23 protein-coding genes and 1 other annotated feature are annotated in these 25,974 nt (G+C 47.3%); of the genes, 2 read left to right on the top strand and 21 right to left on the bottom strand.

Annotation, left to right across the window (positions count from 1 at the left end; genetic code table 11):
• Positions 1-2 precede the first annotated feature (2 nt).
• The 10 genes from minC to Y79_RS0117100 all read right to left on the bottom strand — a co-directional run bounded on the left by minC (position 3) and on the right by Y79_RS0117100 (position 10,717).
• Complete coding sequence (gene minC / locus Y79_RS0117145; RefSeq protein WP_016938783.1) at positions 3-683, bottom strand: septum site-determining protein MinC; 681 nt, start codon at positions 681-683, stop codon at positions 3-5.
• Between the two features lie 53 nt (positions 684-736).
• The gene (mreD, locus tag Y79_RS0117140; protein ID WP_016938782.1) at positions 737-1,255 is read right to left on the bottom strand and encodes a rod shape-determining protein MreD; all 519 of its coding nucleotides are present in this window, start codon (positions 1,253-1,255) and stop codon (positions 737-739) included.
• A complete protein-coding gene (gene mreC, locus Y79_RS0117135) occupies positions 1,252-2,115 on the bottom strand; it encodes a rod shape-determining protein MreC (RefSeq protein ID WP_016938781.1) in 864 nt (287 codons plus the stop codon). The genes mreD and mreC overlap by 4 nt, the downstream gene beginning before the upstream one ends.
• Positions 2,116-2,145: 30 nt before the next feature.
• A complete protein-coding gene (gene mreB / locus Y79_RS0117130) occupies positions 2,146-3,159 on the bottom strand; it encodes a cell shape-determining protein MreB (protein WP_003152647.1) in 1,014 nt (337 codons plus the stop codon).
• A 91-nt stretch (positions 3,160-3,250) separates the two neighbouring features.
• Positions 3,251-3,946, bottom strand: coding sequence for a RadC family protein (radC, locus tag Y79_RS0117125; RefSeq protein WP_016938780.1), 696 nt, complete (start codon positions 3,944-3,946; stop codon positions 3,251-3,253).
• A gap of 31 nt (positions 3,947-3,977) precedes the next feature.
• Entirely contained in the window at positions 3,978-4,547 is a 570-nt protein-coding gene (locus Y79_RS0117120) for a Maf family protein (RefSeq protein ID WP_016938779.1), read from the bottom strand.
• 143 nt (positions 4,548-4,690) lie between these two features.
• On the bottom strand, positions 4,691-5,704 hold the full coding sequence (locus Y79_RS0117115; RefSeq protein WP_016938778.1) for an SPOR domain-containing protein: 1,014 nt from the start codon (positions 5,702-5,704) through the stop codon (positions 4,691-4,693).
• A 126-nt stretch (positions 5,705-5,830) separates the two neighbouring features.
• Positions 5,831-6,583, bottom strand: coding sequence for a prepilin peptidase (locus Y79_RS0117110; RefSeq protein WP_016938777.1), 753 nt, complete (start codon positions 6,581-6,583; stop codon positions 5,831-5,833).
• A 139-nt stretch (positions 6,584-6,722) separates the two neighbouring features.
• Positions 6,723-8,015 (bottom strand): bifunctional folylpolyglutamate synthase/dihydrofolate synthase, encoded by a 1,293-nt coding sequence (locus Y79_RS0117105; RefSeq protein WP_016938776.1) that lies wholly within the window; start codon positions 8,013-8,015, stop codon positions 6,723-6,725.
• 59 nt (positions 8,016-8,074) lie between these two features.
• Complete coding sequence (locus Y79_RS0117100; protein WP_016938775.1) at positions 8,075-10,717, bottom strand: valine--tRNA ligase; 2,643 nt, start codon at positions 10,715-10,717, stop codon at positions 8,075-8,077.
• 58 nt (positions 10,718-10,775) lie between these two features.
• Positions 10,776-10,997 (bottom strand) — a binding site (T-box leader).
• A 171-nt stretch (positions 10,998-11,168) separates the two neighbouring features.
• Here Y79_RS0117100 and Y79_RS0117095 point away from each other — a divergent pair.
• The gene (locus tag Y79_RS0117095; protein ID WP_016938774.1) at positions 11,169-11,360 is read left to right on the top strand and encodes a hypothetical protein; all 192 of its coding nucleotides are present in this window, start codon (positions 11,169-11,171) and stop codon (positions 11,358-11,360) included.
• A gap of 14 nt (positions 11,361-11,374) precedes the next feature.
• Here the strand turns inward: Y79_RS0117095 and ysxE are convergent, their stop codons facing one another.
• From ysxE to hemA, 8 genes are all read right to left on the bottom strand, one after another.
• On the bottom strand, positions 11,375-12,397 hold the full coding sequence (gene ysxE / locus Y79_RS0117090; protein ID WP_029575361.1) for a spore coat protein YsxE: 1,023 nt from the start codon (positions 12,395-12,397) through the stop codon (positions 11,375-11,377).
• Positions 12,398-12,430: 33 nt separating this feature from the next.
• Positions 12,431-13,981 (bottom strand): LysM peptidoglycan-binding domain-containing protein, encoded by a 1,551-nt coding sequence (locus tag Y79_RS0117085; RefSeq protein WP_016938772.1) that lies wholly within the window; start codon positions 13,979-13,981, stop codon positions 12,431-12,433.
• Between the two features lie 132 nt (positions 13,982-14,113).
• The gene (hemL, locus tag Y79_RS0117075; protein WP_016938771.1) at positions 14,114-15,403 is read right to left on the bottom strand and encodes a glutamate-1-semialdehyde 2,1-aminomutase; all 1,290 of its coding nucleotides are present in this window, start codon (positions 15,401-15,403) and stop codon (positions 14,114-14,116) included.
• Between the two features lie 28 nt (positions 15,404-15,431).
• Positions 15,432-16,406: a porphobilinogen synthase gene (gene hemB, locus Y79_RS0117070; protein ID WP_029575360.1), complete on the bottom strand. Its 975-nt coding sequence runs from the start codon at positions 16,404-16,406 to the stop codon at positions 15,432-15,434.
• Between the two features lie 2 nt (positions 16,407-16,408).
• A complete protein-coding gene (locus tag Y79_RS0117065; protein ID WP_016938769.1) occupies positions 16,409-17,191 on the bottom strand; it encodes a uroporphyrinogen-III synthase in 783 nt (260 codons plus the stop codon).
• A complete protein-coding gene (hemC, locus tag Y79_RS0117060; protein ID WP_016938768.1) occupies positions 17,181-18,122 on the bottom strand; it encodes a hydroxymethylbilane synthase in 942 nt (313 codons plus the stop codon). Before hemC ends, Y79_RS0117065 begins: the two co-directional genes overlap by 11 nt.
• 35 nt (positions 18,123-18,157) lie before the next feature.
• Positions 18,158-18,988 carry a cytochrome c biogenesis protein gene (locus Y79_RS0117055; RefSeq protein WP_016938767.1) on the bottom strand — a complete coding sequence of 277 codons (831 nt, stop codon included), beginning with the start codon at positions 18,986-18,988 and terminating at the stop codon, positions 18,158-18,160.
• Between the two features lie 7 nt (positions 18,989-18,995).
• On the bottom strand, positions 18,996-20,363 hold the full coding sequence (gene hemA / locus Y79_RS0117050; protein WP_016938766.1) for a glutamyl-tRNA reductase: 1,368 nt from the start codon (positions 20,361-20,363) through the stop codon (positions 18,996-18,998).
• A 196-nt stretch (positions 20,364-20,559) separates the two neighbouring features.
• Here hemA and Y79_RS0117045 point away from each other — a divergent pair, with 196 nt between their 5' ends.
• Entirely contained in the window at positions 20,560-21,051 is a 492-nt protein-coding gene (locus tag Y79_RS0117045) for a hypothetical protein (RefSeq protein ID WP_016938765.1), read from the top strand.
• Positions 21,052-21,083: 32 nt separating this feature from the next.
• Here the strand turns inward: Y79_RS0117045 and yihA are convergent, their stop codons facing one another.
• From yihA to lonB, 3 genes are all read right to left on the bottom strand, one after another.
• Positions 21,084-21,671, bottom strand: a complete 588-nt coding sequence (gene yihA / locus Y79_RS0117040; protein WP_016938764.1) for a ribosome biogenesis GTP-binding protein YihA/YsxC — start codon at positions 21,669-21,671, stop codon at positions 21,084-21,086.
• The gene (gene lon, locus Y79_RS0117035) at positions 21,668-23,992 is read right to left on the bottom strand and encodes an endopeptidase La (RefSeq protein WP_016938763.1); all 2,325 of its coding nucleotides are present in this window, start codon (positions 23,990-23,992) and stop codon (positions 21,668-21,670) included. The genes yihA and lon overlap by 4 nt, the downstream gene beginning before the upstream one ends.
• A gap of 198 nt (positions 23,993-24,190) precedes the next feature.
• Positions 24,191-25,849 carry an ATP-dependent protease LonB gene (gene lonB, locus Y79_RS0117030; RefSeq protein WP_016938762.1) on the bottom strand — a complete coding sequence of 553 codons (1,659 nt, stop codon included), beginning with the start codon at positions 25,847-25,849 and terminating at the stop codon, positions 24,191-24,193.
• Between the last annotated feature and the right edge of the window lie 125 nt (positions 25,850-25,974).

Below are 25,974 nucleotides of genomic sequence, written 5' to 3'. Positions count from 1 at the left end.
TTTCACATTCCTCCCTCAAGCCTTGTTAGATCAGGTCTTAAATGAGCCAATTGTTGAAGGCGTTCAATGACCATATTTCCGTCAGTATCTAAATAAGCACATTCCATGTCGTTCCCTTTTTGAATGTGGTCTGGGGAGCGATTTAACACATGATTGATCCTCAATTGTGTCGGCATCATTTCGGATGCGGCGATCACAGCCCGGTTATTTCCGTTATAACCCGCATGGGCAATCCCTTTTAATGAACCGAGAACAAATATATTTCCTCCGGCTCTGATCGTACCGCCGGGATTCACATCTCCGATTAAAAGCAAATCTCCCGTTACGTGAAGCACCTGACCTGAACGGATGATTTTAGAAACAGAAACAATTTCCTGCTCCTCTTTCATCCGCTGCGCTTCTTCTTTGGCGATGACTTCACTGTCAATTGAATGCACGACTAAATCTTTCTTTGACGCGATCAGATCAGTCAGCTGCTCTGCCTGTTCCTGATACAGATACCGATGCCCGAGTTTGATATGAACACTGATTTTTTGGCCTTTGCCATCAGTATATTGTTCAATCGACAGCATATTTTGAAGACCATCGAGAAGCTCATCAAAAGAACACGCATCATCCAGATGCAATGTTAAGCCGTTTTTTGTTCCTTTTATTGTTACATATTGCTGCTTTTTGGTCTTCATCAATGTTCACCTCAACAACATACTCTTTTCGTCAAAAAAAGATAAAATCCTTTTTACTCATCTCTTAATTCTTTCTTCAGACTTATATAAAACAGCCTAAAGGGCAGGACTAATATAATGGCTCCCGCAATATTCAGCACAGCGGTCGGCAAAAACCGCTGAATGACAAAGTCGTTAAACGTCATTGTGCCGCTGCGGATTAACGTCTGAATGCCGTAAACGTAAAATTCAAGCACACATACGCTCAGCACAGCGACCAGAATGACCATCAGGGCATTTGTCTGCAGCACTTTAAACGCTTTGGCCGCCAGGTAGCATAAACCGGCAAAACCAAACATATAAACGCCTAAAACACCCGTATAATTGATGTCATAAAGAAGCCCGAAAATGAGACCGTAGATCACCGCATGCTTTTGGTTGATATAAGCGGACATAAAAATCAGCGCAAGCAAAAGAAAATGCGGAACGACCTGCTGCTCGTCGGAAACGAAAGGAAAATGCACCAGATCTGTATAGATGCTTTCCGCACAAAAGACTAAAATCATAATCAAAGGGAGAAGGAAACGTTTCACGATCCTTCCTCCCCTGTTGCTACGCTTCGATTGACAACGATGACATGGTCAAGATCATACAGGTTGGCAGCCGGTTTAACGTAAGCGATTTTCGTCAGGCCGTAAGCATCTGATTCGACATCGGTTACTTCGCCGACCGTCAGCCCTTGAGGAAATACGCCGCCCGTTCCGGAGGTCTCCACAAGGTCGCCTTTTTTCACTTCGCGTTTTTCATCCGGTTCAAGGATGGTCATTTTCAGGGTCTGTTTCTTTTTATCATACCCCTCAATTAAACCGTAGCCTTTGCTTCCCTTTTTGCCGGAGATTTTGGTGGCCACTCTGTTATTGCGGTCAACATCGCTCAGCAGCTGAACGGCTGATGTGAAACTGTTGAGTCCGCTGCTTTTGATCTTCCCGACAAGCGCACCCTTTTCGTTTGTGACCGCCATGTCCTTGGCCACTTTCTGCTTCGTTCCCTTATTGATCATGATCTGCTTGTACCATTGATCAGGATTTCTGGCGATAACGGTCGCTAAAATCGGATCATAGTCGGAAATCGATTTGACATGTCCGAGTTCATCACGCAGCTTCTTGTTTTCATCTTTGAGTTCTTGGAGCTTCGCTTCATATTGTGTCTGTCCGTCCAGCTTTTGTCTTAAGCGTTCGTTTTCTTTGTACGTGTTTTTCAGGTCTTTTATGTCCCCGAAGAACCCTGCAAAATATTCGGCAGGCGTGTGAAAAATATTTTGAAATACTCCCGTCGTATCACCGATCAGCTTTTCAGGCCAGGTGGTATTACGGCCGTTCTTCAGCGAGAATCCAATCATAGCCACCAATATGATAATACACAGAAGTAATAGCATTAACCGTTTGTTCGGCATCGTGATACACCTCTTCTATTTAACTCCTGATTATCTTGTTTTTCCTTTGAAAAGATGGATGTGCTCCAGTGCTTTTCCAGTGCCGATCGCAACACAATCCAGCGGATCTTCAGCGATAAGTACAGGCATTTTCGTTTCGTCGCTGATGACTTTATCGAGATTGCGGAGCAGGGCGCCTCCCCCGGTTAACACAATACCTCTGTCCATAATGTCTGCGGCCAGCTCAGGCGGTGTTTTTTCAAGCGTGCTCTTCACCGCGTCAACGATTGAAAGAACTGTATCACGCAGGGCATTTGCAATTTCCGTTCCCGTGATTTCGATCGTTTTCGGCAGACCTGTCAGAAGGTCGCGGCCGCGGATTTCCATTGACGCGTTTTCTTCACCGGTTTCTGCTGAACCGATTTCCATTTTAATGGCTTCCGCCGTACGGTCACCGATCATCAGATTATATGTTTTTCTGATATAGCTGATGATTGAGTCGTCCATTTCGTCACCGGCTACGCGGATTGACTGAGACGTGACAATGCCTCCTAATGAAATGATCGCCACTTCAGTTGTTCCGCCGCCGATATCAACGACCATGCTGCCCGTAGGCTCCCATACAGGAAGATTCGCGCCGATTGCTGCCGCAAACGGTTCTTCAATCGGATAAGCGTCGCGTGCGCCCGCTTGTCTTGTCGCGTCAATGACCGCCCGTTCTTCAACGGCAGTAATACCTGACGGCACACACACCATAACGTACGGCTTTCTCGCAAATAATCCTTTATTTTTCACAGCCTGATTAATGTAATATTTCATCATTGTCGCAGTTGTTTCATAATCAGCGATAACGCCGTCTTTCATCGGACGGAGCGCAACCACGTTGCCCGGAGTTCTTCCGATCATGTTTTTCGCATCGTTACCGACCGCAACGATCGATTTCGTATCCGTTTGCAGAGCAACGACTGACGGCTCTCTCACTACAATTCCTTTACCTTTAACAAACACAAGCGTATTCGCAGTTCCCAAATCTATACCAAGGTCTCTTGTACCAATTCCGAACATATGTATGTATCTTCCTTTCTTAAAGCAAAAATACCCTAAAGGGAAAAACTCATAAAATCTATTATATCTTAAATCAACGAAAAAAAAAGTGTTACAAATATCCTTTTTCCTTTAAACTCACAAATTTTTTGTCACCAATGACCAAATGATCGAGCAGCTCGATGCCGATTAAATTTCCGCACTCAAAAAGCCGCCTGGTTACCTCTATATCTTCCCTGCTCGGTGTAGGATCTCCTGAAGGATGATTGTGAACGCAAATGAAGGATGCGGCGGATCGTTTGAAAGCTTCTTTAAACACCTCCCGCGGGTGGACAATAGATGAATTCAGACTTCCGATAAAAACGGTGCGTTTATGAATGACTTGATTTTTAGTATTTAAATATAAACAGACAAAATGCTCCTGGGATAAAAAGCGCATATCCTCCATCACATACTTCGCCCCGTCTTCGGGAGAACGGATGACCCGGTGCTCCCCGGCGGCAGTCTTATGAATACGGCTGCCCAGCTCAATTGCGGCAAGAATCTGAACAGCCTTCACTGTCCCGATTCCGGGAATGCTGGAAAGCTCCTGAGCAGAAGCGCCTTTTAACAGGCGCAGCCCGTCAAACGTCCGCAGCAGCCGGTGAGAGAGGTTCATGACGGACTCGTGTTTCGTTCCCGTCCGCAGCAGGATGGCAAGCAGTTCATTGTTAGACAGATGTTCGGCTCCGAAGTGCAGAAGCCGCTCTCTCGGTTTTTCATTTTCGGGGAAATCTCTTAATTTTAACGGCAGATCACGGATGATCAACCCCTCCTTGTTCCCCTTCCCGGTTTGAACATCAAGCTTTTATATTAAATTCTTTCAGGGCTCTCATTGTTTTAGCGACAGGAAGCCCGACGACAGAATAGAAATCACCGTCTATTTTTTTCACTAAAAGCGCGCCTTTTCCTTGGATGCCGTATGCACCTGCTTTATCCATCGGTTCTTTAGTTTCAATGTAGAGCTGTATTTCGTCTTCACTGAGCGGCCAAAACGTCACTTCCGTCGTGTCACAGAACGTTTCTTTCCGGTCATGCGTCTGAATGCTGACCGCCGTAATGACTTGATGGCTTCGGCCGGAAAGCCTCCGCAGCATGTGTGCCGCTTCTTCTCTGTCACGCGGTTTGCCGAGGCACTCGCCGTCTATGCACACCATCGTGTCAGCGCCGATAACGGCTGCATCGGGGTTTTCGGCCAATACAGCACCGGCTTTTTGCTCGGCCAAACATTGGACGTTTTCTTCCGGCGAAAGGTTTCGATTTAATTTTTCATCTGTGCGGCTCGCAATAATGCTGTAAGGAATCTGAAGAAGATTAAGGAGTTCTTTTCTTCGCGGAGATTGTGATGCGAGTATTAAGCGTTTCGTCATGATTGTCATCCTTTCAGGGTTTGCTTAAGAAAAAAAGATACTTGTCTATCCTACCAAATCAAACGGGCAACCACAATTTCAGAAAAATAACTTTTTGATGACAAAATAAAAAATCCCGCCGGATGACGGGAATTGAGAGATTATTATTTCACAACGCTTAAAAGCTGTTTTTGGGCTTTCCAGCCGGATTCTGAACCGGACGTTTCCAATTCTTTCAGCGCTTGAAGCACGGCCTCTTTCTGCTTTTTGTCAGCTGCGTCTGCGCCGTCTGCAGCTTTGGCTGCTTCAGCCACATCCGTTTTTGAAATGTCTTTGCCGGTAATCGCTTTGGCCGAGAGCTCAGATGCTTGTTTAAAAGAGCCTTCCAATCCTGAATCGACCGCAAAGCTGAGCTCTTTTCCGCCCCAAGCCTCAAAATCATGGTCTATCAGTGTCTGGCCCAATTGCTGTGATAAGCTTTTTTCCGCTGCAAGACCCGCGATCACGTATGTGTACCCGTCTTCTTTTGCCAGAGAGACAGCCGAGTATCCTTTTTCAGTCAGCTGGTCAACAAGCGTTTGCGCTCCTTTTTCTGATGAAAATTTTCCGGCCTGCACCGCAAATGTTTTATAGTTTCCGTCTGACTGTTCCGCGTTTCCTGTGCCGCTTGTTTCTGATTTGTCTTTTGAAACGTCTCCCGCTTTCACCGTCTGTCCTTGTGAACCTTTGTCAGCGGAGGCGGGAGCGGGGGCGGGAGCGGAGGCTTCTTTACTTCCCGACATATTTAAGGCGACAAGGCCGAGGCCGGTGCCTAAAACAGCCGCAACGGCAATTGTCGTGACCGCTTTTTTTACTGGAGATGACGGCTGCTTCTTTTTCGGAAAATGAGGACCCGTGTTTTTCTTCTGGTATGGCGGGACGACTTTCGGATCGTCTTCAAATACCTCATGATTCTTCTCATCATCCCAATTGAAGTCTTCTTCTTTCGGATCTTCGTGAGATGCTGCAATCTCCTGCTCCGCCTTCTTTGTTTCTTCCCAATTTGAAAAAGTGACGGTTTTCTCCCCGCCTGCATTCACACCTTCTTGTCCATACATCGTTTCTTCTTTTCCGTTAATTGTTACTTTAAGGGCATTGTTTTTGGCTTTGCTGTTCTTTTTGCTTTTCCTTTTTTTCAACGTCTCTTCCCCCTTGCATTCGTCTTGGCCGTACCTTGAACTGATCATGGTTCACACTTTAGCATAGGCGTAAAAAAAAAGAACAAGACTTTTGTCGTCTTGTCCAAAAAACGTTCGCCAAATTTTTCAAGCACCGCCTGAAGCGAGTGTGATGTAAAACGCGAACAGCTCTTCACCGTATAAGTAACTCACAGCGCTCCCGGCTGCGATGGCCGGCGCAAACGGGTAAGGCTGCTTTTTACCAATCCTGCCTCCCGCTGCGGCGCACATACCGTATACGGCTCCGATTATAACGGAAAGAAAGAATGCAATAAGGACGAGCTTCACACCGAGCGCAAGCCCGATCACTCCAAACAGCTTCACATCACCTGCGCCGATGCCTCCTTTACTGACAAACATGATAAAAACAAGCAGAGCAAATCCGCAAACAGCTCCGGCAAACCCCGCATACCATGAATCCAGCGGAGAAAAAATACGGCCGGCGATAAAAAGCGGAAGAAAAAACAGCAGAACCTTGTCAGGAATCAGCATATATTGCAGATCCGTCACAGTAACAATCATCAGCAGAGACAAAAATAACAGCGCGATTAGCAGCTCTTTTGAGAAACCGAAATGGATACCGGCAGCCGTGAATAAACATGCCGTCCAGCATTCCGCTGCCGGATACATCACTGACAGCTTCGCACGGCAGTTTCTGCACCTTCCTCTTTGCAGGATATAGGAAACAACGGGCACAAGCTCCCCCCAGGAGAGCGGCAAGCCGCAGAACGAACAGGATGAACGCGGCGAAATAACCGAGATTCGAAGCGGAATACGGCATGCGACTGTATAAAAAAAAGAACCGAAAATCAGACCGAGAACAAACAGAATGAAAAGCACTCAGATCACACCTTTTCTATCAATCTGGCTCAGATTGTAGCATAGAAAAATATCATGCCTGAAATGGCTGAAAATGTGTTTTCCTCATAAAAACACCCGGCAAAACCGTAAAATGGCTTGCCGGGTGTTCCAGGGGCTGTCAGATCAGCCGCTTTCTCATTTCTGAAATAAAGTATAGAGAACCGGTAATGATGATGACATCATCCGCTCCGTCTTTTTGTTCTATCCACTCTTTCACACTGTCCGGGTTCTCATCAAAGCTCTTATCCGCAAGACCGCTTGCATTGTAAAGGTCTTCGGCGCTTGCGGCACGCGGAAAGTCAAATGACGCAAAATGAATGGAATCTGCTTCGGTTTCAAGCTTTTTAATCATTTCCTGATACGGTTTGTCTTTTAATGCGCTGAATACGACATGGACGCTTTTATCGGCAAATCGCTGCCTGATCGTTTCTGTCAGCGTATCAACGCCTTCTTCATTATGGGCGCCGTCCGCAAACACTAAAGGGCGGCTTTGAAGCTGTTCAAACCGGCCCGGCCATGAAGCTTTTTTCAGACCGTTTCGCAATGCTTCTTCAGAAATGGCAGTGATTTTCAGGCGATTCAGCCATTCAGCGGCCAATATCGCCAAGGCCGCATTCTGCCTTTGATGAATGCCGATCAGCGACGTTTGAACGTCCTCATAACATTTCGTTTCCGTTTCCAGCGAAAAGCTTTCGCCGGACGGAAGCGCCGCACCATTAAACAGTCTGCATGTTTTATATAGCGACTGGCACGGAGCCTGCTTTTCTTCGGCCTCCGCTTCAATAACGCCGAGTGCTTCCGGCTGATTGACACCTGTAATGACCGGAGTGGCATTTTTAATAATACCGGCTTTCTGCCCGGCGATATCCTCGATGGTATTTCCTAAAATCGCCATATGGTCATGTCCGATGCTTGTAATGACCGACAAAAGCGGTTTCACAATATTGGTTGAATCAAATGTGCCGCCGAGCCCCGCTTCAAAAATGACAAAATCGATATCATCCCGCTTCGCAAAATATAAAAATGCACACGCTGTAATGATTTCAAATTCTGTCACCGTTCCGGCATCGGTTTTATCAATCTCATCGACTATCGGTTTAATTTCATTAACGAGCGCTCTCCATTCCTCATCAGAAATCGGCGTGCCGTTTACGCTGATACGCTCATTGAACGTAATGATGTAGGGAGATGTGAATGTGCCGACCGTATAACCGGCTTCTTGAAGCACGGAACGGATAAAAGAGACGGTGGAGCCTTTGCCGTTTGTGCCCGCGACATGAATGGCGCGGATGTTCTTTTCCGGATGTTCCAATTTTTCCATCAGCCTTTCCATACGGAGAAGGCCCGGCTTAACGCCGAACTTAAGTCTGCCGTGAATCCAGCTGATCGCTTCTTTGTACGTATTAAACAATGAAATCCCCTCTTTTATACAACAAGGCGGTTTCTTAGGAAACCGCCCCCGCTGTTTTATCAGCCTTTCAGCTCTGCGATCCGCTGCCGGACAGCTTCGCGTTTTGCCGTGTAGTCTTTCTCTTTTGCGCGTTCTTCTTCAATGACTTGCTCAGGAGCTTTTTTGATGAATCCTTCGTTGCCGAGTTTTTTCTGAACGCGTTCGACTTCTTTTGTCAGCTTGTCGAATTCTTTTTGCAGACGGGCGATTTCCTCATCGATGTTAATCAGCCCTTCAAGCGGCAGAATCACTTCCGCTCCGGTGACGACCGCTGTCATCGCTTTGTCTGCCGCGGTGATATCCGTCCCGATTTTCAGCGTGCTCGGATTCGTGAAACGCTCAACGTAAGAACGGTTCTTCTCAAGGCGTCCGGCAATATCTTCCGTAGATGTTTTAATGTAAAGTTCAACCTGCTTACTCATCGGCGTGTTAACTTCGCTTCGGATATTGCGGACAGAACGGATTAATTCAACAAGCAGTTTCATATCCGCCGCTGCCTCTTTGTCCGTATGTTCCGGAACCGGAACAGGCCAAGAGCTGATCGTGATTGACTCGCCTTCATGAGGAAGGTGCTGCCAGATTTCCTCTGTTAAGAACGGCATAAACGGGTGCAGAAGACGCATCGTCTGGTCAAGCACGTACGCAAGAACAGAGCGGGTTGTTTTCTTCGCCGCTTCATCTTCCCCGTACAGCGGAAGCTTCGCCATTTCAATATACCAGTCGCACACATCGTCCCAGATAAAGTTGTACAGATGGCGTCCGACTTCACCGAATTCATAACGATCCGCAAGCTGGGTTACGTCTTCAATCGTTTCATTCAGTCTTGTAAGAATCCACTTATCAGCAACTGATTTTTCACCGGACAGATCAAGTTCGTCATACGTCATGCCGTCCATGTTCATTAAAGCAAAACGGGAAGCGTTCCAAATTTTATTTGCGAAATTCCATGTGGATTCCACTTTTTCATAGCTGAAACGGAGATCCTGCCCAGGTGAGCTTCCGGTTGCCAGGAAGTAGCGCAGTGAATCCGCTCCGTACTTGTCGATGACATCCATCGGATCAACGCCGTTCCCAAGGGATTTACTCATTTTTCTGCCCTGCTCGTCACGGATTAAGCCGTGGATCAGCACGTCTTTGAACGGGCGCTCACCTGTAAACTCAAGACCTTGGAAAATCATCCGGGATACCCAGAAGAAGATGATGTCATACCCTGTCACAAGCACATCGGTTGAGTAATAACGCTTAAAGTCTTCAGCATTTCCATCAGGCCAGCCCATTGTAGAAAACGGCCACAGCGCGGAGCTGAACCATGTATCAAGCACGTCTGAATCCTGTTCCCAATTTTCGCTGTCCTCAGGCGCTTCAAGGCCGACATACACTTCTTTTGTTTCTTTATGATACCAAGCCGGGATGCGGTGGCCCCACCAAAGCTGACGGGAAATACACCAATCACGGATGTTTTCCATCCAGTGCAGGTACGTTTTCTCGAAACGGTCAGGAACGAAGTGAACTTTCTCTTCTTTCGACTGAAGGTCAACCGCCGCATCGGCCAGCGGCTGCATTTTGACAAACCATTGTGTGGACAGATACGGCTCAACAACGGCGCCGCTTCTCTCACTGTGTCCGACTGAATGCATATGGTCTTCGATTTTAAAGAGAACGCCTGTCTCCTGAAGGTCTTTGACGAGTTTTTTGCGGCATTCAAACCGGTCCATTCCGTTATACTGCAGCGCTTTTTCATTCATTGTTCCGTCTTCATTCATGACGAGAATCCGTTCTAAATTGTGGCGGTTTCCGAGTTCAAAGTCATTCGGGTCATGGGCAGGCGTGATTTTAACGGCTCCTGATCCGAATTCCATGTCAACGTAATCATCGCCGACGATCGGAATTTCGCGGTTTGTAATCGGCAGAATCACCGTTTTGCCGATTAAGTGCTTGTAGCGCTCATCTTCAGGATGAACCGCGACAGCCGTGTCGCCAAGCATCGTTTCCGGACGGGTGGTCGCGATTTCAATTGAGCCTGAACCGTCTGCTAACGGATAGCGCAAATGATAAAACGCGCCCTGTACGTCTTTGTAAATCACTTCAATATCGGACAAAGCCGTTTTTGTGGCAGGGTCCCAGTTGATGATATATTCGCCTCTGTAAATCAAACCTTTTTCGTACAATTTGACGAATACTTCACGCACGGCTTTGTTCAGCCCTTCATCAAGAGTAAAACGTTCGCGCGAATAATCGAGCCCGAGCCCCATTTTGGCCCATTGGCTGCGGATGAAATCAGCGTACTCTTCCTTCCACTTCCACGTTTCTTCAAGAAACTTTTCGCGGCCAAGGTCATAGCGGCTTGTACCCTGTTCGCGGAGTTTCGCTTCGACTTTTGCCTGAGTGGCAATCCCGGCGTGATCCATCCCCGGAAGCCAGAGCACGTCATAGCCCTGCATGCGTTTCATACGCGTAACGATATCTTGCAGCGTCGTATCCCACGCATGACCGAGGTGCAGCCTGCCCGTCACGTTCGGCGGCGGAATGACGACAGAATACGGCTGTTTCGTTTGATCGCCGCCCGCTTCAAAATATTTTCCTTTCAGCCAAAAATCATAGCGGCCTTTTTCAATCGCAGACGGATCATATTTTGTCGGCATTGTTTGTTCGTTTGTATCCATGATAACCCTCCAGCATGTTTAGAAATGGCTGAGCAACTAAAAAAGAGCCTTCATCCTGATAAAGGACGAAAAGCTCTTTCGCGGTACCACCTTTTTTCATGAACAGATTTGTTCATGCACTTAAACGGATAACGGGTGCGGCCCGAATTTCTCTACTGTATGTTCAAGAAATTATGCTCCCGGGCGACCTTCCAATGAGACGGCATAAGAAGCCTTTCAGCACAGTAGCTTCTCTCTCTTCATGCGTCTTTCTTGTACTCTTCCCGTTCAAAGCAGGTGTATTTATATCAGCTCATGATCTTATTTATTATGTTCTTTATTATAGTAAAAGTGTTTTTGTTTCGTCAATCATCTTTTCCAAAAACCGCTGCCGTCATACATAAATGGGCATGCACCCCGCCCTTTCCCTCACATACGATACAAAGAAAGGCGAATGTAAGGAGGAATTGCCGTGAGAAAAAAATTCAATTCTTATTCGCTCCCCCCGTGGGCCAGACAGGTCCGCCTTGTATCAGCGCAAGTCATTGTACCGATTACGATCTTTCAGGGGATCAGGACGATTTTCTTTCCGACGACTTTTGACGTCCTGCTGCTTGCCATCCTGCTGTTTTTAGCATGCGCCCTGCATTTGGAATGGATATAGAAAAACGAGTCCCGCTATGAAGAGGACTCGTTTTCCGCCTTTCTTTTTTTCTCCTGCTCAATCTGATACACCTTCATGAGAAAAGGTTCAACATTTTTCATCTGCCAAAACGCTCTTAATAACTGCGTGCACTCTTCTTTCTCAGAACCCCTTTGGGCGGTTTGATACCGTTTCAGCACTTTGTACATGCCGCTCGGATAAGCCATATAGCTGAGAAACAGGCTGATTTCCGCTTCACGGAGGGGGAATGATTTGTGATACGTATAAAACCATTCAAGGCACTCCGGACACGCTTTCGGATAGCTTCTGAACATTCTGGAGTAAAAGCCGAGCAGATCATTTTGCGGAGGTCCGAGCCCGGCTTTCTCGAAATTTGTAAAAAAGCCCGTTCCCACATCATTATATAGAAAATGGCGGCTCGATAAGCTGCCGTGATTGATCACCGCTCTCGTTTTGTCATGATCCTTTGCCGCGTCAAACCATTCTTCCAGACGTTCAAGAGCAAAATTAACGGCTGAAACCGTTTCTGTAAGATACGTAACAGCCTGCAATTCAAAAGGAGAAAGGTACCACTCTTTTTCCGCCCGGTCGGCAAATTGTTCATAGACGAGCTTATCATTTTCCCAATCTCTTTTCGTCAGTTCATAAAAGCCGCTGATATCTTCAGTCCGGATTTGGATGTCCCGCACGGTCGCGGAATGGAGCTTCGCCACCTCTTTAAAAAGGTAAACATGTTTTTGATCCCGTTCTTCTTCCTGATCGTACTGAAGCCAGGGCATTAAATAATAAGACGCCTCCGTCCGGCTTCCCGCAAAAAAATCGCCTGCATGCGTGCGGTAGATCGGAACAAATGAACGGTAGCCTTTCTCCTCAATCTCAATCATATAGTCCGTAAATTCACTGCTGCGGGCCGGCTTGAGCTGTTTCAAAGCAAAAATGCCGTGGTTTGAGTAGACTTTCCATACATGCGGGCTGACAGGCTCAATATATTCGGCCGCCAGCCCGTATTCCTGAAGCACTGATTGGACTGCTTCCATTCCATTCACCACATTTTTACGGCCTCTTTGTGCTTACGCATGGCTGTTATTATATTCAGGTATATACAGAAGCTGACCTTCTTCCAGTTCGTCATCAAACGATAAAGCATTCGTTCTGATGAGCTGCTGGGATGTGATGTCATATCGTTCACACACCCGGTCGATTGTATCTTGCTGCTGTACGATGCAGATTTTCATTCTTGAAAACTTTTCTTCTTCTCTGGTAAATAATTTCGTCAAATAATGAGAGTTGTCATTTTCCCTCTGCTCCGTTTTCGATGCCGCTTCTTGATTCTCTCTTGCTTTAAGCGGCTCAGACGGCTCAGATGCCGCCGGTTCCTCAGGAGGCAGTTTGGAAAACTGAAAGGACAAATCAAGAGGCTCCCCGGTTTCCTCCTCCGGCTGCGCCATCTTCCTCACCTCAACTTCAAATCCTTCATCAGCCTGAGCTTCTTCCTCAAGAAACTTAGGTGCGCTGTAAAATTCCTCTTCCCGCGGTTCCGGAACGAACTCGCGATAAGCAGGCGCCTGCTCTTCTTCAAAAACCGCAGTCTCATCTTCGGCTTCTTCCGCCTCCTCTTGATCACTCTGACGGAGAAGCGGTTCAGCCTCAGGCTGCTCTTCTTTTTGAAGGACGGGCAGTTCCTCAATCTCTGCTTTATCGGCATGCGGGGTCAGAGTAAAAGCAGGGGAAAACGGTTCAACATCATCTGCTGTTTCTTCAAGCATTTCCGCTGAATCATCCTCAGATACAGGTTCATTCCTCTCAGCCGCCATGATTGCAGGCTCCTCAAGCTCCTCAGCCTCTTCCGGCTCTTCTTCCTCCAGGATGGCAGCGGGAGGGGGAGGCTCAGTATATGAGACAGGTTCCGGCGCCTCTTCCAGCCTCAGACCAGGGGCAGGTTCTTCAGTTTCCTCAGCCTCCTCTTCTTCCTCCTGCCTGAGTATAGGCGGAGTCTCTTCCTCATTCTCCCCGACTTCTTGTGCCGCTTCTTCTGATAGAGCCAGGGGTTCTTCAGCTTCAGGCAGAGGTTCTTCATGCCTATGGCGTATCACTAATTCAGGTTCGTTTTCTTCCTCAGAGCGATGGTCAGCCAGATTGATCATTTCTTCTCTGGCAAATTCAGGCGCCACATACAGAGGGATCTCCGGCTCTTTTGGCTCGGATTCCTCAAGCAGCCCTTCAATTGCCAAATCAGCCTGAATGGTTAAAATCCTTGAATCCGTTAACTGATAATCAAAGGCATCAATAAAAACGAAGACGTCATTGAGGTGGCTCACTTTATTTTTCGGAATCGTGATATCCACCGGGAAGCAATGAAGGAGCTCAGCTGTGCCATCCTCCCTCGCCCTCACTTCCTCTACATGTCTCAGCTCTCTTCCAAGCTCTTCGAATTGACTGCTGTGATCTATGTTGTACTCGCCAGTAAGTTCTAATGATCCTTTAATTGAGACATAATCATTTACTTCCTGCACCCTGATATCAGGGTCTAATGAAATCGAAAGTAATTCAGAAACTTCCTGTCCTTTTTGGAAACAGATTGATTCTTCAACAGAAAATTGCAACCGGTGATTATGCGGCAAGTTCATATCCTCCTTTCATCTAATCCTTACAATTAGATGTCACTAAAGGTGTATGCCGCAATATGGATAAATATGATAAAGGAGGCATTGAAAAAAGCCGATACAAGACTTTCTTGCATCGGCTTTTCGGTATCAGCGGCTGATCGCCTGGAACACTTTCTCAGCAGCTTGAATGGTTTTTTCGATATCCTCCATTGTATGCGCAGTGGAGAGAAACAATCCTTCAAATTGAGACGGCGGCAGAAATACGCCTGCGTCAGCCATCCCTTTATAATATTTGGCGAACAGCTTTAAATCAGATGATTTGGCTGTTTCATAGTTAATGACAGGCTCGTTTGTGAAAAAGAATCCGATCATTGAACCCGCACGGTTAAACGTGTGCGGAATCCCATGTGCTTCAGCGGCTTTTGAAATGCCTTCTTCAAGCATATCGCCTTTTTTCACAAATTCTTGATAAGATTCAGGTGTGAGCTGCTGTAACGTCTCAAGTCCCGCTGTCATGGCAAGCGGATTCCCTGACAAGGTTCCCGCCTGGTAGATCGGACCGCTCGGAGCGATTCTTTCCATGATTTCGGCTTTGCCGCCATACGCACCGACAGGAAGACCGCCGCCGATGACTTTGCCGAGACAAGTTAAATCAGGCGTCACGCCGAAATATCCTTGCGCACAGTTATAGTCCACGCGAAAACCGGTCATAACCTCATCAAAAATGAGCAGCGCGCCATATTGTTCCGTAATGTCACGAAGCCCTTGTAAAAACCCTTCCTGCGGCGGAACAACGCCCATATTGCCGGCTACCGGCTCAACAATGACTCCGGCGATATCTTCACCGTACTCCCGGAATGCGAGTGCAACGCTTTCCAAGTCGTTGTACGGAACGGTAATCGTATTCATCGCAATCCCTTCAGGTACACCCGGGCTGTCCGGAAGACCGAGTGTCGCCACTCCCGATCCCGCTTTGATCAGCAGTGAATCACCGTGGCCGTGGTAACAGCCTTCGAATTTTAAAATTTTGTTGCGGCCGGTATATCCTCTTGCCAGACGAAGGGCGCTCATTGTCGCCTCTGTGCCGGAGCTGACCATCCGCACGATTTCAACAGACGGCACACGGTCAATGACCAATTTGGCCAGTTCGTTTTCCACTTCAGTGGATGCCCCGAAACTTGTCCCGTTTTCTGCTACTTTTTTCAGGCTTTCAACGACGCGGTCATTGGTGTGGCCCAAAATGAGCGGTCCCCAGCTCAGCACATAGTCAATATATTCATTGCCGTCAATATCAAAAATTTTCGATCCTTTGCCGCGCTGCATAAAAATCGGATCCATATCAACTGATTTAAACGCGCGCACCGGACTGTTCACTCCGCCCGGCATCAGTTTCTGCGCTTCTTTAAAAGCGGCTTTTGATTTTTCATAGCTTCTCATCTGCCTCAGCTCCCGTCAAATGAAATCGTTACTCAGCAAGCCATTTTGCTGCGTCTTTTGCATGATACGTCATAATCAGATCAGCGCCTGCACGTTTCATGCTCGTTAAAATTTCAAGCACCATTTCTTTTTCTTTAATCCAGCCGTTCTGGGCTGCAGCTTTCACCATGGAATACTCCCCGCTCACATTATAAGCGACCAGCGGCAGGTGATGGCGGTTTTTCACATCACGCATAATATCTAAGTATGACATAGACGGTTTGACGATTAAAAAGTCAGCGCCTTCTGCGGCGTCTGATTCTGCCTCACGAAGCGCTTCCAGGCGGTTGGCCGGATCCATCTGATAAGTTTTTCGGTCGCCGAACTGCGGCGTGCTGTCAGCCGCATCGCGGAACGGGCCGTAAAATTCACTTGAATATTTCACTGCATAAGACATGATCGGAATATTTGTGAACCCTTCTTTGTCAAGCGCTTCTCTGATCACTGTGACGAAACCGTCCATCATATTTGAAGGAGCGATGATGTCAGCGCCTGCTTTGGCTTGGCTGACGGCTGTCTGAGCCAGCAGTTCAAGCGACTCGTCATTGAGGATTTCTCCGTCTTTGACGACACCGCAATGGCCGTGGTCCGTGTATTCGCAGAGGCATGTATCAGCGATGACGATCATTTCAGGATAATGCTTTTTAATTTCAGCAATCCCTTTTTGCACAATGCCGTGATCGTGAAAAGCCTGTGTTCCGCAGGCATCTTTTTCTTCAGGCACGCCGAAAACGATGACCGATTTAATGCCGAGTGATATCAGCTCAGCCATCTCATCCTTCAATAAATCAAGGGATACATGGTAAACCCCCGGCATGGAAGAAACTTCTTTTTTTCCTTCAAGCCCTTCAACGACAAATAGAGGGTAAATAAAATCTGAAGGGTGAAGACGTGTTTCTCTTACTAAATCTCTCATCGCAGCGTTCGCGCGCAAACGGCGGTGTCTGTTAAATGTTTGATTCATCATTATCTATCCTTTCCCGACATGCTGCACATGACGTCCAGCATGCCTTCAATCGTATAAGTGTCAGGCACATGGGATGAGATCCCGTATTCCAATAGCGCTTTCTCTGTCAAAGGGCCGATGCTGATATAGCTCGCGCCGCTGTTTTTCCACGCTTTTTCTCCGTTTCCGACCGCATGCATAAACGTATGCACCGCCGATGAACTGGTAAATGTAATAAAATCAAAATGAGAGCGGGATGCAGCCTGTCTCAGCTCGTCCATGCCTTGTTCATCCTGAATGGTATTGTACAATACCCATTCCCTTATTTGATAGCCAAGCGGCTCAAGCCCCGCTTTTATGACATCACGTGATAAATTGCCCTTTATCACTGAAATGGGTTCGGCAGCTGATGCGTGCCGTTTTAATGTATCAGCCAGACATTCGGCCACATACTCGTCAGGCATCGCATCCGTCCCGGCTCCCCGCTCTTTCAAGGCTCGCGCAGTCTTTTCACCGACGGCTGCGATTTTTTTCCGTCCGGAAAGCGCAAGACCGTGCCGATCAAGGTAGGAAAAAAAGAACCGGACGCCGTTTACGCTTGTAAACACAAGCCATCCCGGCTCAGAAAGGTCTTCCCGGAGACTGTCCGCGCATTCATCCGGGAGCGCTTCCTGAAAAGCGATCAGCGAAGCGGAAACAGCCGTTCCGCCGAGCGCCTCCACTTTTTTTCGAAACGGAGCGGCCTGTCTTTTGTTCCGGGTGACAAGCACGGTCTTTCCTTGTAAAGGAAGGTCATTTGCCATCCTGATCGAGCTCCTGTTTCACGCTGTCGATTAAGTCTTTCGCTCCTTTTTCAGACATCTGCGCCGCACAGCGTTTCCCGATTTCTTCCGGATCATGTCCCGCCGCTGTTTCTTTATAAATCGTCTTTCCGTCCGGAGATGCAACCAGACCGACCAGCTCAACTTCATCCCTGTCATTGACGGACGCATACCCGGCAATCGGCACCTGGCAGCCGCCTTCCATCGCGTGTAAGAAAGCCCGTTCGGCTGCCACCGTGCGCTGCGTATACTCATCGGTGAATTGCGCAAACAGCTTCAAAAGCTCCTCATCCGACTCTCTGCATTCAATGGCAAGAGCGCCTTGGCCGACCGCAGGCAGACAGCGGTCCGGTTCGAGGAATTCAGATACGACATCATCTTTCCAGCCCATTCTTGAAAGACCCGCAGCAGCTAAAATAATCGCATCGTAATCCTCCGTCTCAAGCTTTTGAAGTCTCGTATCTATGTTTCCTCTGATCCACTTAATAGTAAGATCAGGACGCTCAGCAAGAATCTGGGCGCTTCTTCTTAAACTGCTGGTGCCGATAATGCCGCCTTCTTTTATGTCCTCCAGCTTTTGATGCCCCTTCGAAATCAGCGCATCACGCGGATCCTCACGTTTTGGTATGCAGCCGATGACAAGACCATCAGGCAAAACAGCGGGCATGTCTTTCATGCTGTGGACCGCCATATCAATCTCCAGATGCAGCAGCGCCTGTTCAATCTCTTTGACAAACAAACCTTTGCCGCCCACTTTTGACAGTGTGACATCGAGGATGCGGTCGCCTTTTGTGACAATCTCCCGGATTTCAAAGTTATAGGAAGGATTCAATTCCTTCAGTTTGTTAATCACCCATTTTGTCTGGGTCATAGCCAGCTTGCTCCGTCTGGAACCTACCTTAATCGTTCTCATTTTCTTTCCTCCCGAATCTGTTTGGGCGCGTGACGTTAACTGAACCAATGGAATTGCGACAGGCTTCCGAGCAGGAAGTAATTAATCATCAGCACGAGAAAACATGCTGAATTCCATAACGCCGCCACTTTTCCCTGCAGTTCCTTAATCATTCTGATATATAAATAGTAGCTGTATAAAAGCAGCACAATAAACGAGCCGAGCACTTTTGAATCAAACCAGTACAGCGTTTCCAGAGACACATACGCCCAGATCACGCCTAATATCAGGCTTAACAGCAGCATCGGAACCCCGATGACATTTAAAACGTAAGCCATATAATCAAGTTTTGACAAATCTTCAATTCTCAACAGCCATTTTCCCCATTTTTTCTTCTTTAATAAAGAATATTGAAACTGATAAAGAAGCGAAAAGACAAAAGAAAGGGAAAACGCGCCGTATGAGAGAATCGCCATTGTAATATGAATGACCAAAAGCTCTGAGACCAGCTGGCCGGAAAAGGCGGCCGAATGCTGATCCGTCGGTGAAAATGTATGGATCGCAATCATCGAGAAACCGATGACATTCGTGAAAAACACGATAAAATCAACCCGCAGGATCTGCGTGACAACAAGTGAGAGCGTGACAAGCACCCACGCATAAAAGTAAAGGGCCTCTGTAATATTTAAGACCGGAAATCTGCCCGTCTTCCACATAAAGTAAGAAAGATAGACGGTTTGCAGAGTCCAGACAATAGAAAGCAACCAGAAGGCCATTTTCCCAGCCTTCCGGTTGTGTTGAAGAAAATCTATAAAGTAAAAAAGGACGCTTATTGCGTAAATCACAATTGTCGCTTCATTAAGCCTTGCCATTGCTGTATCAATCATACAGCGCTCACTCACTTACAAGCGGACGCAAGCCCGTTTTTGTTTCTGCCTTTTGAAGCGAATGAACCGTCTGGCGGTTATCCAGGCTTTTGTCCAGCTGACGGCCGGCTTCATCCTCAATATCGAAAATCTGCATAAACAGCTTCAGCTTTTCCTCAGAATCCGCTTCAGCCGCAAGCTCTTTCGCTTTCAGAATCGGATCGCGCAGCATTTGGTTAATGATGCTCTTCGTATGTTTGCTGAGAAGCTTTTTCTCTCTTACCGTCAGATGAGGCAGCTTGCGCTCAATGCTCTGCATCGTATCGGACTGGATAGACAGCGCCTTTTCACGAAGCGCCGAAATGACCGGCACAACGCCGAGCGTATTAAGCCACTGCTTAAACTCAACAATTGCCGCTTCAATGAACAGCTCGACTTTTTCAGCAGTTTCACGGCGTTCTTGTAAGTTGGCTTCAACGATTCCTTCAAGGTCGTCAATATCGTACAGAAAAACACCTTCAAGATCGTTCAGCGCAGGGTCAAGGTCTCTCGGAACAGCGATATCCACCATAAATAACGGGCGGCCCTTCCGCTGTCTGCCCGCTCTCTCCATCATATCTTTAGACACGACAAAATCACTTGCGCCTGTCGAGCTGATTAAAATATCAGCTTCAGCAAGTGCATGTTCAAGCTGGTTTAAGCTGCGCGCTTCTCCGGAAAAACGGTCAGCAAGTTCTTTTGCCTTTAAAAACGTTCTGTTGATGACCGTTACTTTCCCTATGCCCTGGCCGTGCAGGTTTTCTGCGGCAAGCTCGCCCATTTTTCCCGCACCGATAATCAAAATGTGCTTATTTGACAGAGAGCCGAAGATTTTTTTCGCGAGTTCAACGGCTGCGTAACTGACGGATACGGCATTGGCGCCGATATCGGTTTCAGCATGCGTGCGTTTACCGACGGTCACCGCCTGTTTAAACAGCTCATTGAAAATGGTGCCGATTGTCTTTTCTGTCTGCGCTGTTTTAAAGCTCGAACGGACCTGGCCGAGGATTTGCGTTTCTCCGATGACCATGGAATCCAAACCGCACGCCACTCGGAATAAATGCTCAATCGCCGCGTCGCTCTCATAAAATTTCAGAAACGGAGACAGCTCTTCTTTCGGCAGAGAAAACCATTCGGATAAAAATGTCTTTATATAATAACGGCCGGTATGAAGCTGGTCGACCACCGCATAAATTTCAGTGCGGTTGCAGGTTGACACGATAATGTTTTCAAGAACGCTTTTTTCTTCTTTTAAACGGAGCATCGCTTCTGCAAGCTCATCCGGCTGAAAACTTATTTTTTCGCGTATTTCAATAGGGGCGGATTTATAATCTACTCCCACAACAAGAATATGCATAGCCTTTCATGCACCCCCGTACATCGCATTTTATTTATAATCATTCTAACATAGAATTTATTATTTATAATGATTATAACATAGTTTCTTCGTGAAAATGTGAACAGATTTCAAACATGTTATGCTATAGTATAAAAAGCTTCGTTTCCTCTGTAATCATCATACTAAAAATCCTTTACTGCGGGTAGGTGACAGGATGAAAAAAACATCAATTTTATTACCGGGACTTCTGCTTGCCGCTTCATTATTCGCTTGGCTTCAGAGCGGACAGGTTCACCTGTTTGCAAATCAGGGAGAATGGCCAGTGCTCCTTATGCTTTTGGGCGCCGTACTCTTGTATCAGGGCAAAAAGGAAACTGCGGGATCTCACGTCCTAATCGGCATGCTTTTGTTCGGTATAGGTTTGCATTTTTTCGCCAAACCTGAGCTCTCATGGTGGCCGGGAGATTTTGAAATGCTGCTCTTTGTATTCGGGTTCTCCTTATTTGCGGCTGCCAGAAAAGAATATGTATACGAAGCGGCTGCCATGATTGGTTTTTCCCTCTTTTTATACTTCTTTAAACAAATTACGGCGTGGCTGGAATCCGTCCACATTCCGACCGAATATTTCAAAACATACTGGCCGTATGTTTTCATCGGAATCAGCCTTTTATTATTGTTTATCAAGCGGAACAAAACTATACGATAAAACCCAAAACGCACTGCGTTTTGGGTTTTTCATTACCGGCTGATCATTTTTTTAATGGCTCCCCACGCCTCATCTTTGCCTTTTTTTGTTTCAGAGGAAAATAAAATCAGCTCATCTTCAGGGTCCATATCAAGCGTCTGCTTGACAACCTTTAAGTGCTTGTCCCATTTTCCTTTTGGAATTTTATCCGCTTTTGTCGCAATGACGATGACGGGAATGCCGTAATACTTCAGGAATTCATACATGTTCACGTCTTCAGCAGACGGCGCGTGTCTGAGGTCGACAATCTGCACGCAGGCTTTCAGCTCTTCACGGGTCGTCATATAAGTTTCAATCATTCTCCCCCATGCTTCCCGCTCGCTTTTGGAAACTTTCGCAAACCCGTACCCGGGAACGTCGACAAAATGCAATTCATCATTGATGATGTAAAAGTTTAAGGTCTGTGTTTTCCCCGGTTTTGATGACGTTCTGGCCAGGTTTTTCCGATTGATTAATGAATTGATAAAAGATGACTTTCCTACATTTGATCTTCCCGCCAGCGCGATTTCCGGAAGCCCCCCAACAGGGTACTGCTCAGGTTTGACCGCGCTGATCACGATTTCTGACTTTGTGACTTTCATTTCTTCTCTCCTACTAAGGCATGTTCCAAAACGTCATCGAGATGAGACACAAATATAAATTTCAGCCCTTCTCTGACGCTTTCAGGAATATCCTCTATATCTTTTTCGTTATCTTTAGGCGCAATAATCGTGGTCAGGCCCGCTCTGTGCGCGCCGAGCGCCTTTTCTTTCAGTCCGCCGATCGGAAGCACGCGGCCCCGCAGCGTGATTTCCCCGGTCATACCGACTTCGCGTTTTACCGCACGGTCCGTTAATGCCGATACGAGCGCAGTAGCCATCGTAATTCCCGCAGAAGGGCCGTCTTTCGGCACCGCTCCTTCAGGGACATGGATATGAATGTCATACTTCTCATGGAATTTCGGGTCGATTCCGAGCTGCTCCGTTTTCGAGCGGACATAACTGAAAGCGGCCTGCGCGGATTCCCTCATGACATCTCCGAGCTTCCCGGTCAGAATCAGCTTTCCTTTTCCCGGTGACAGTGACACTTCGATTGAAAGCGTATCTCCGCCGACCGTCGTGTACGCCAGACCCGTGACAACTCCGACTTGATCCTCGGTTTCCGCCTGTCCGTATCTGAATATCCGTTTTCCGAGATAGTCGGCCAGATTTTTCTCTGTAACGGTAATGCGTTTTCTCTCTTCAGAAACAATGGCCTTTGCAGCCTTTCGGCAAATGGCCGCAATCTGGCGTTCAAGCGTTCTCACGCCGGCTTCCCTCGTATAGTAGCGGATGATGTCAGTAATGGCCTGATCCCGAATCTGCAGGCTGCTCTTTGTGAGCCCGTGCTCTTTAATCTGTTTCGGAAGCAGGTGGTCCTTTACGATCTCCAGCTTTTCGTTCTCAGTATAACCCGACAGGCTGATAATCTCCATTCTGTCTCTGAGAGGGCCCGGTATGGAACCAAGGTTATTCGCAGTCGCGATAAAAAGCACTTTCGATAAATCGAACGTTTCTTCAATATAGTGGTCGCTGAATGTGCTGTTTTGTTCCGGATCCAGCACCTCAAGCATCGCCGAAGACGGATCGCCTCTGAAATCAGATGACATTTTATCAATCTCATCGAGGAGAAAGACCGGATTTTGTTTGCCGGCTTTTTTCATTCCCTGGATAATCCGGCCCGGCATCGCTCCGACGTATGTACGCCGATGGCCGCGGATTTCAGATTCATCGCGCACTCCGCCCAGTGAAATTCTCACAAACCGGCGTCCCATGCTCGTACTGATTGATTTTGCAAGAGATGTTTTTCCGACTCCCGGCGGTCCGGCCAGACAAAGAATCGGCCCTTTCAGCGTTTTCGTCAGCTGTTTCACGGCCAGGTACTCCAGAATCCGTTCTTTCACTTTCTCTAAACCGTGATGCTCTTTGTCTAAGATTTCCCCGGCTTTTTTAATATCCAGTTTATCTTCTGTTTCGTCCGACCACGGCAGAGCGATGAGCCAGTCAATATAGTTGCGGATAACAGAGCTTTCCGCTGAGCTTGACGGCACTTTTTCGTAACGGCTCAATTCCTTAAGCGCCGTTTCTTTGACACGCTCAGGCATGCCCGCTTCTTCTATCTTTTCCGTGAGCGACTGAACTTCACCGGTTTTACCTTCTTTGTCGCCAAGTTCCTTTTGAATGGCTTTCATCTGTTCACGCAAGTAGTATTCTTTTTGGGTGCGCTCCATCGAACGTTTGACGCGCTGACCGATTTTTTTCTCAATCTCCAGCACTTCTTTTTCATTATTAATCGAACGGATGACCTTATTCAGACGTTCTTTAATATCCGCCGTTTCTAAAATGTCCTGCTTGTCCTTTAATTTCAGCGGGAGATGAGAAGCGACGATGTCCGCCATTCTGCCGGGCTCTTCAATATCAGTTACAGCCGCATACGTTTCTGCGGAGATTTTTTTAGAAATTTTTATGTACTGGTCAAAATGGTCCAGCAGCGTCCGCATAAGCGCCTCATCTTCGACGTCTTTCGAATCGTCCTCATGCATCAGCTGTATATCGACCGAAGTATAATCTTCTAGTTCGGTGTATTCAAGGATCTGCGCCCGCTGAATACCTTCTACAAGCACTCTGATCGTACCGTTGGGCAGCTTCAGCATCTGTTTGATTTTTGTATAAGTGCCGACGGTGAAAATGTCGTCTTCACCCGGTTCGTCTATCGAAATATCCTGCTGAGTGGCTAAAAAAATCATATGATCATGCATCATTGCCTGTTCAAGAGCCTGAACCGACTTGTCCCGGCCTACATCTAAATGTAAAACCATCGTCGGGTATACCAATAAACCTCTTAAAGGGAGGAGCGGGATGCTGCGTTTTGTATCTTCTGCCATATGACTGACACCTCCGTGACTTTAGTATGAACCATTATAATACAACTTTTTCATCGTTGTACAATTCCGGGATCGGGCTTTAACCGGCTTACCGCCTGCCCAGTATATAAAACAGTCTCTTCGTAGTATACCCTTTCTTTCTGTTCTGAAAAAGGAAAAGATGTCCTCCATAAAAAAACCCCATTATAAAAATGGGGTTTATACGGATTCTTTATTCATTTGGATATCAAACGGTTTTTGTTCTGAAGGCGGATCAACCAATATGACGTCAAGTACTTCCTGGAACGTTTTTACCGCTTTAATGGTGATTCCGTCTATTCGTTTCAGAATGGACTGCTGATTTTCGTAAGGAATAATAACGGTTTTAGCTCCGGCCTGTTTCGCGGCTTTAATTTTCGGAATGACGCCGCCGATCGGTTTGACAAGGCCCGTCAGGCTGATCTCTCCCGTCATCGCCACCGTATGGTCGATAGGGATGCGGTGAATCGCGGAAAAAATCCCCGCGGCCATCGCGATACCAGCTGACGGTCCGTCAATCGGACCTCCGCCCGGAAAATTGACATGAATGTCATAGTCCGAAGGTTTGATGCCCATTGTGCGAAGAACCGTCAGAACGTTTTCCACCGATCCCTTCGCCATGCTTTTGCGGCGGATCGACTTCGATTGGCTGCCGATGCTCTCTTCCTCTGCAATCCCCGTAATATTCAGGCTTCCTTTGTCCTGTGCAGGCGTGACATTCACTTCGATTTCCAGCAATGCGCCGCTGTTCGGCCCGTATACGGCAAGTCCGTTCACGATGCCGACTTGCGGTTCATCGGCGATTTTCTGCTCATTTTTAGGTGTGAGCTGACTGGAATGAACAACCCATTCTATATCTTCTGTCGTAATTTCTTTTCTGTCTTCGGTTACCGCCATGCCGGCAGCAATCTGGATCATATTGACGGCTTCACGGCCGTTTCTCGTATATGCGGTCAGTACATCGAGAGCCTCATCAGAAATCTCTTTCTGAATTTTGTCGGCCGCTTTTTTCGCTACGGTTTTAAGCTCATCCTTTTCCAGCTCACGGAAAAACACTTCAAGGCAGCGCGAACGGATGGCGGGGGGAATTTCAGTCGGCATTCTCGTCGTCGCTCCGATCAAGCGGAAATCCGCGGGAAGCCCATTTTGAAAAATATCATGAATATGATTCGGGATTTGCGTATTTTCCTCACTGTAATACGCACTGTCTAAAAAGACTTTCCGATCTTCAAGCACCTTCAGCATTTTATTCATCTGAATCGGGTGAAGCTCACCGATTTCATCAATAAATAGGACGCCGCCGTGCGCATGAGTCACAGCCCCCTGCTTCGGCTGCGGAATGCCCGCCTGACCCATCGCTCCCGCTCCCTGATAAATCGGATCGTGCACCGAACCGATAAGCGGATCGGCAATCCCCCGTTCATCAAATCGCGCGGTCGTCGCATCAAGCTCAACAAAAACGGCCTGATTTTGAAATGGTGACTGTTTATGCTTTTTCGCTTCTTCCAATACCAGACGCGCCGCAGCCGTTTTGCCGACTCCGGGAGGCCCGTAAATAATCACGTGCTGCGGATTCGGACCGCAAAGCGCAGCTTTTAACGCTTTAATCCCATCCTCCTGGCCGACAATATCCTGAAAGCTTTTCGGCCGCACCTTTTCTGATAAAGGTTCTGATAAACTGATGGCGCGCATTTTGCGAAGCTGTTCCATTTCTTTTTTTGATTCTTTATCTATCGTCACTTTTTGTGTACGCTGGTTTTTGAGCAGATTCCAAAAATATAATCCGATGACTATCCCGAAAAACAGCTGTACAAATAATGCGATCCCTGTCCAACTCATGCTGGTCCCTCCTGAAAACGATTTATGTATCCAATTCATTCCTCTGTCCGCTAGTATCTCCCAGCGAAGCCCGGAATAAACATTTTCAGAAGGGTCAGGACAAGAAAAAAAACCTCCTGATCAAT

Origin of the sequence: Bacillus siamensis KCTC 13613, from assembly GCF_000262045.1 — a bacterium.
In the GTDB taxonomy this organism is placed as follows: Bacteria; Bacillota; Bacilli; order Bacillales; family Bacillaceae; genus Bacillus; species Bacillus siamensis.
This window is presented reverse-complemented; position numbering and strand designations above follow the sequence as displayed.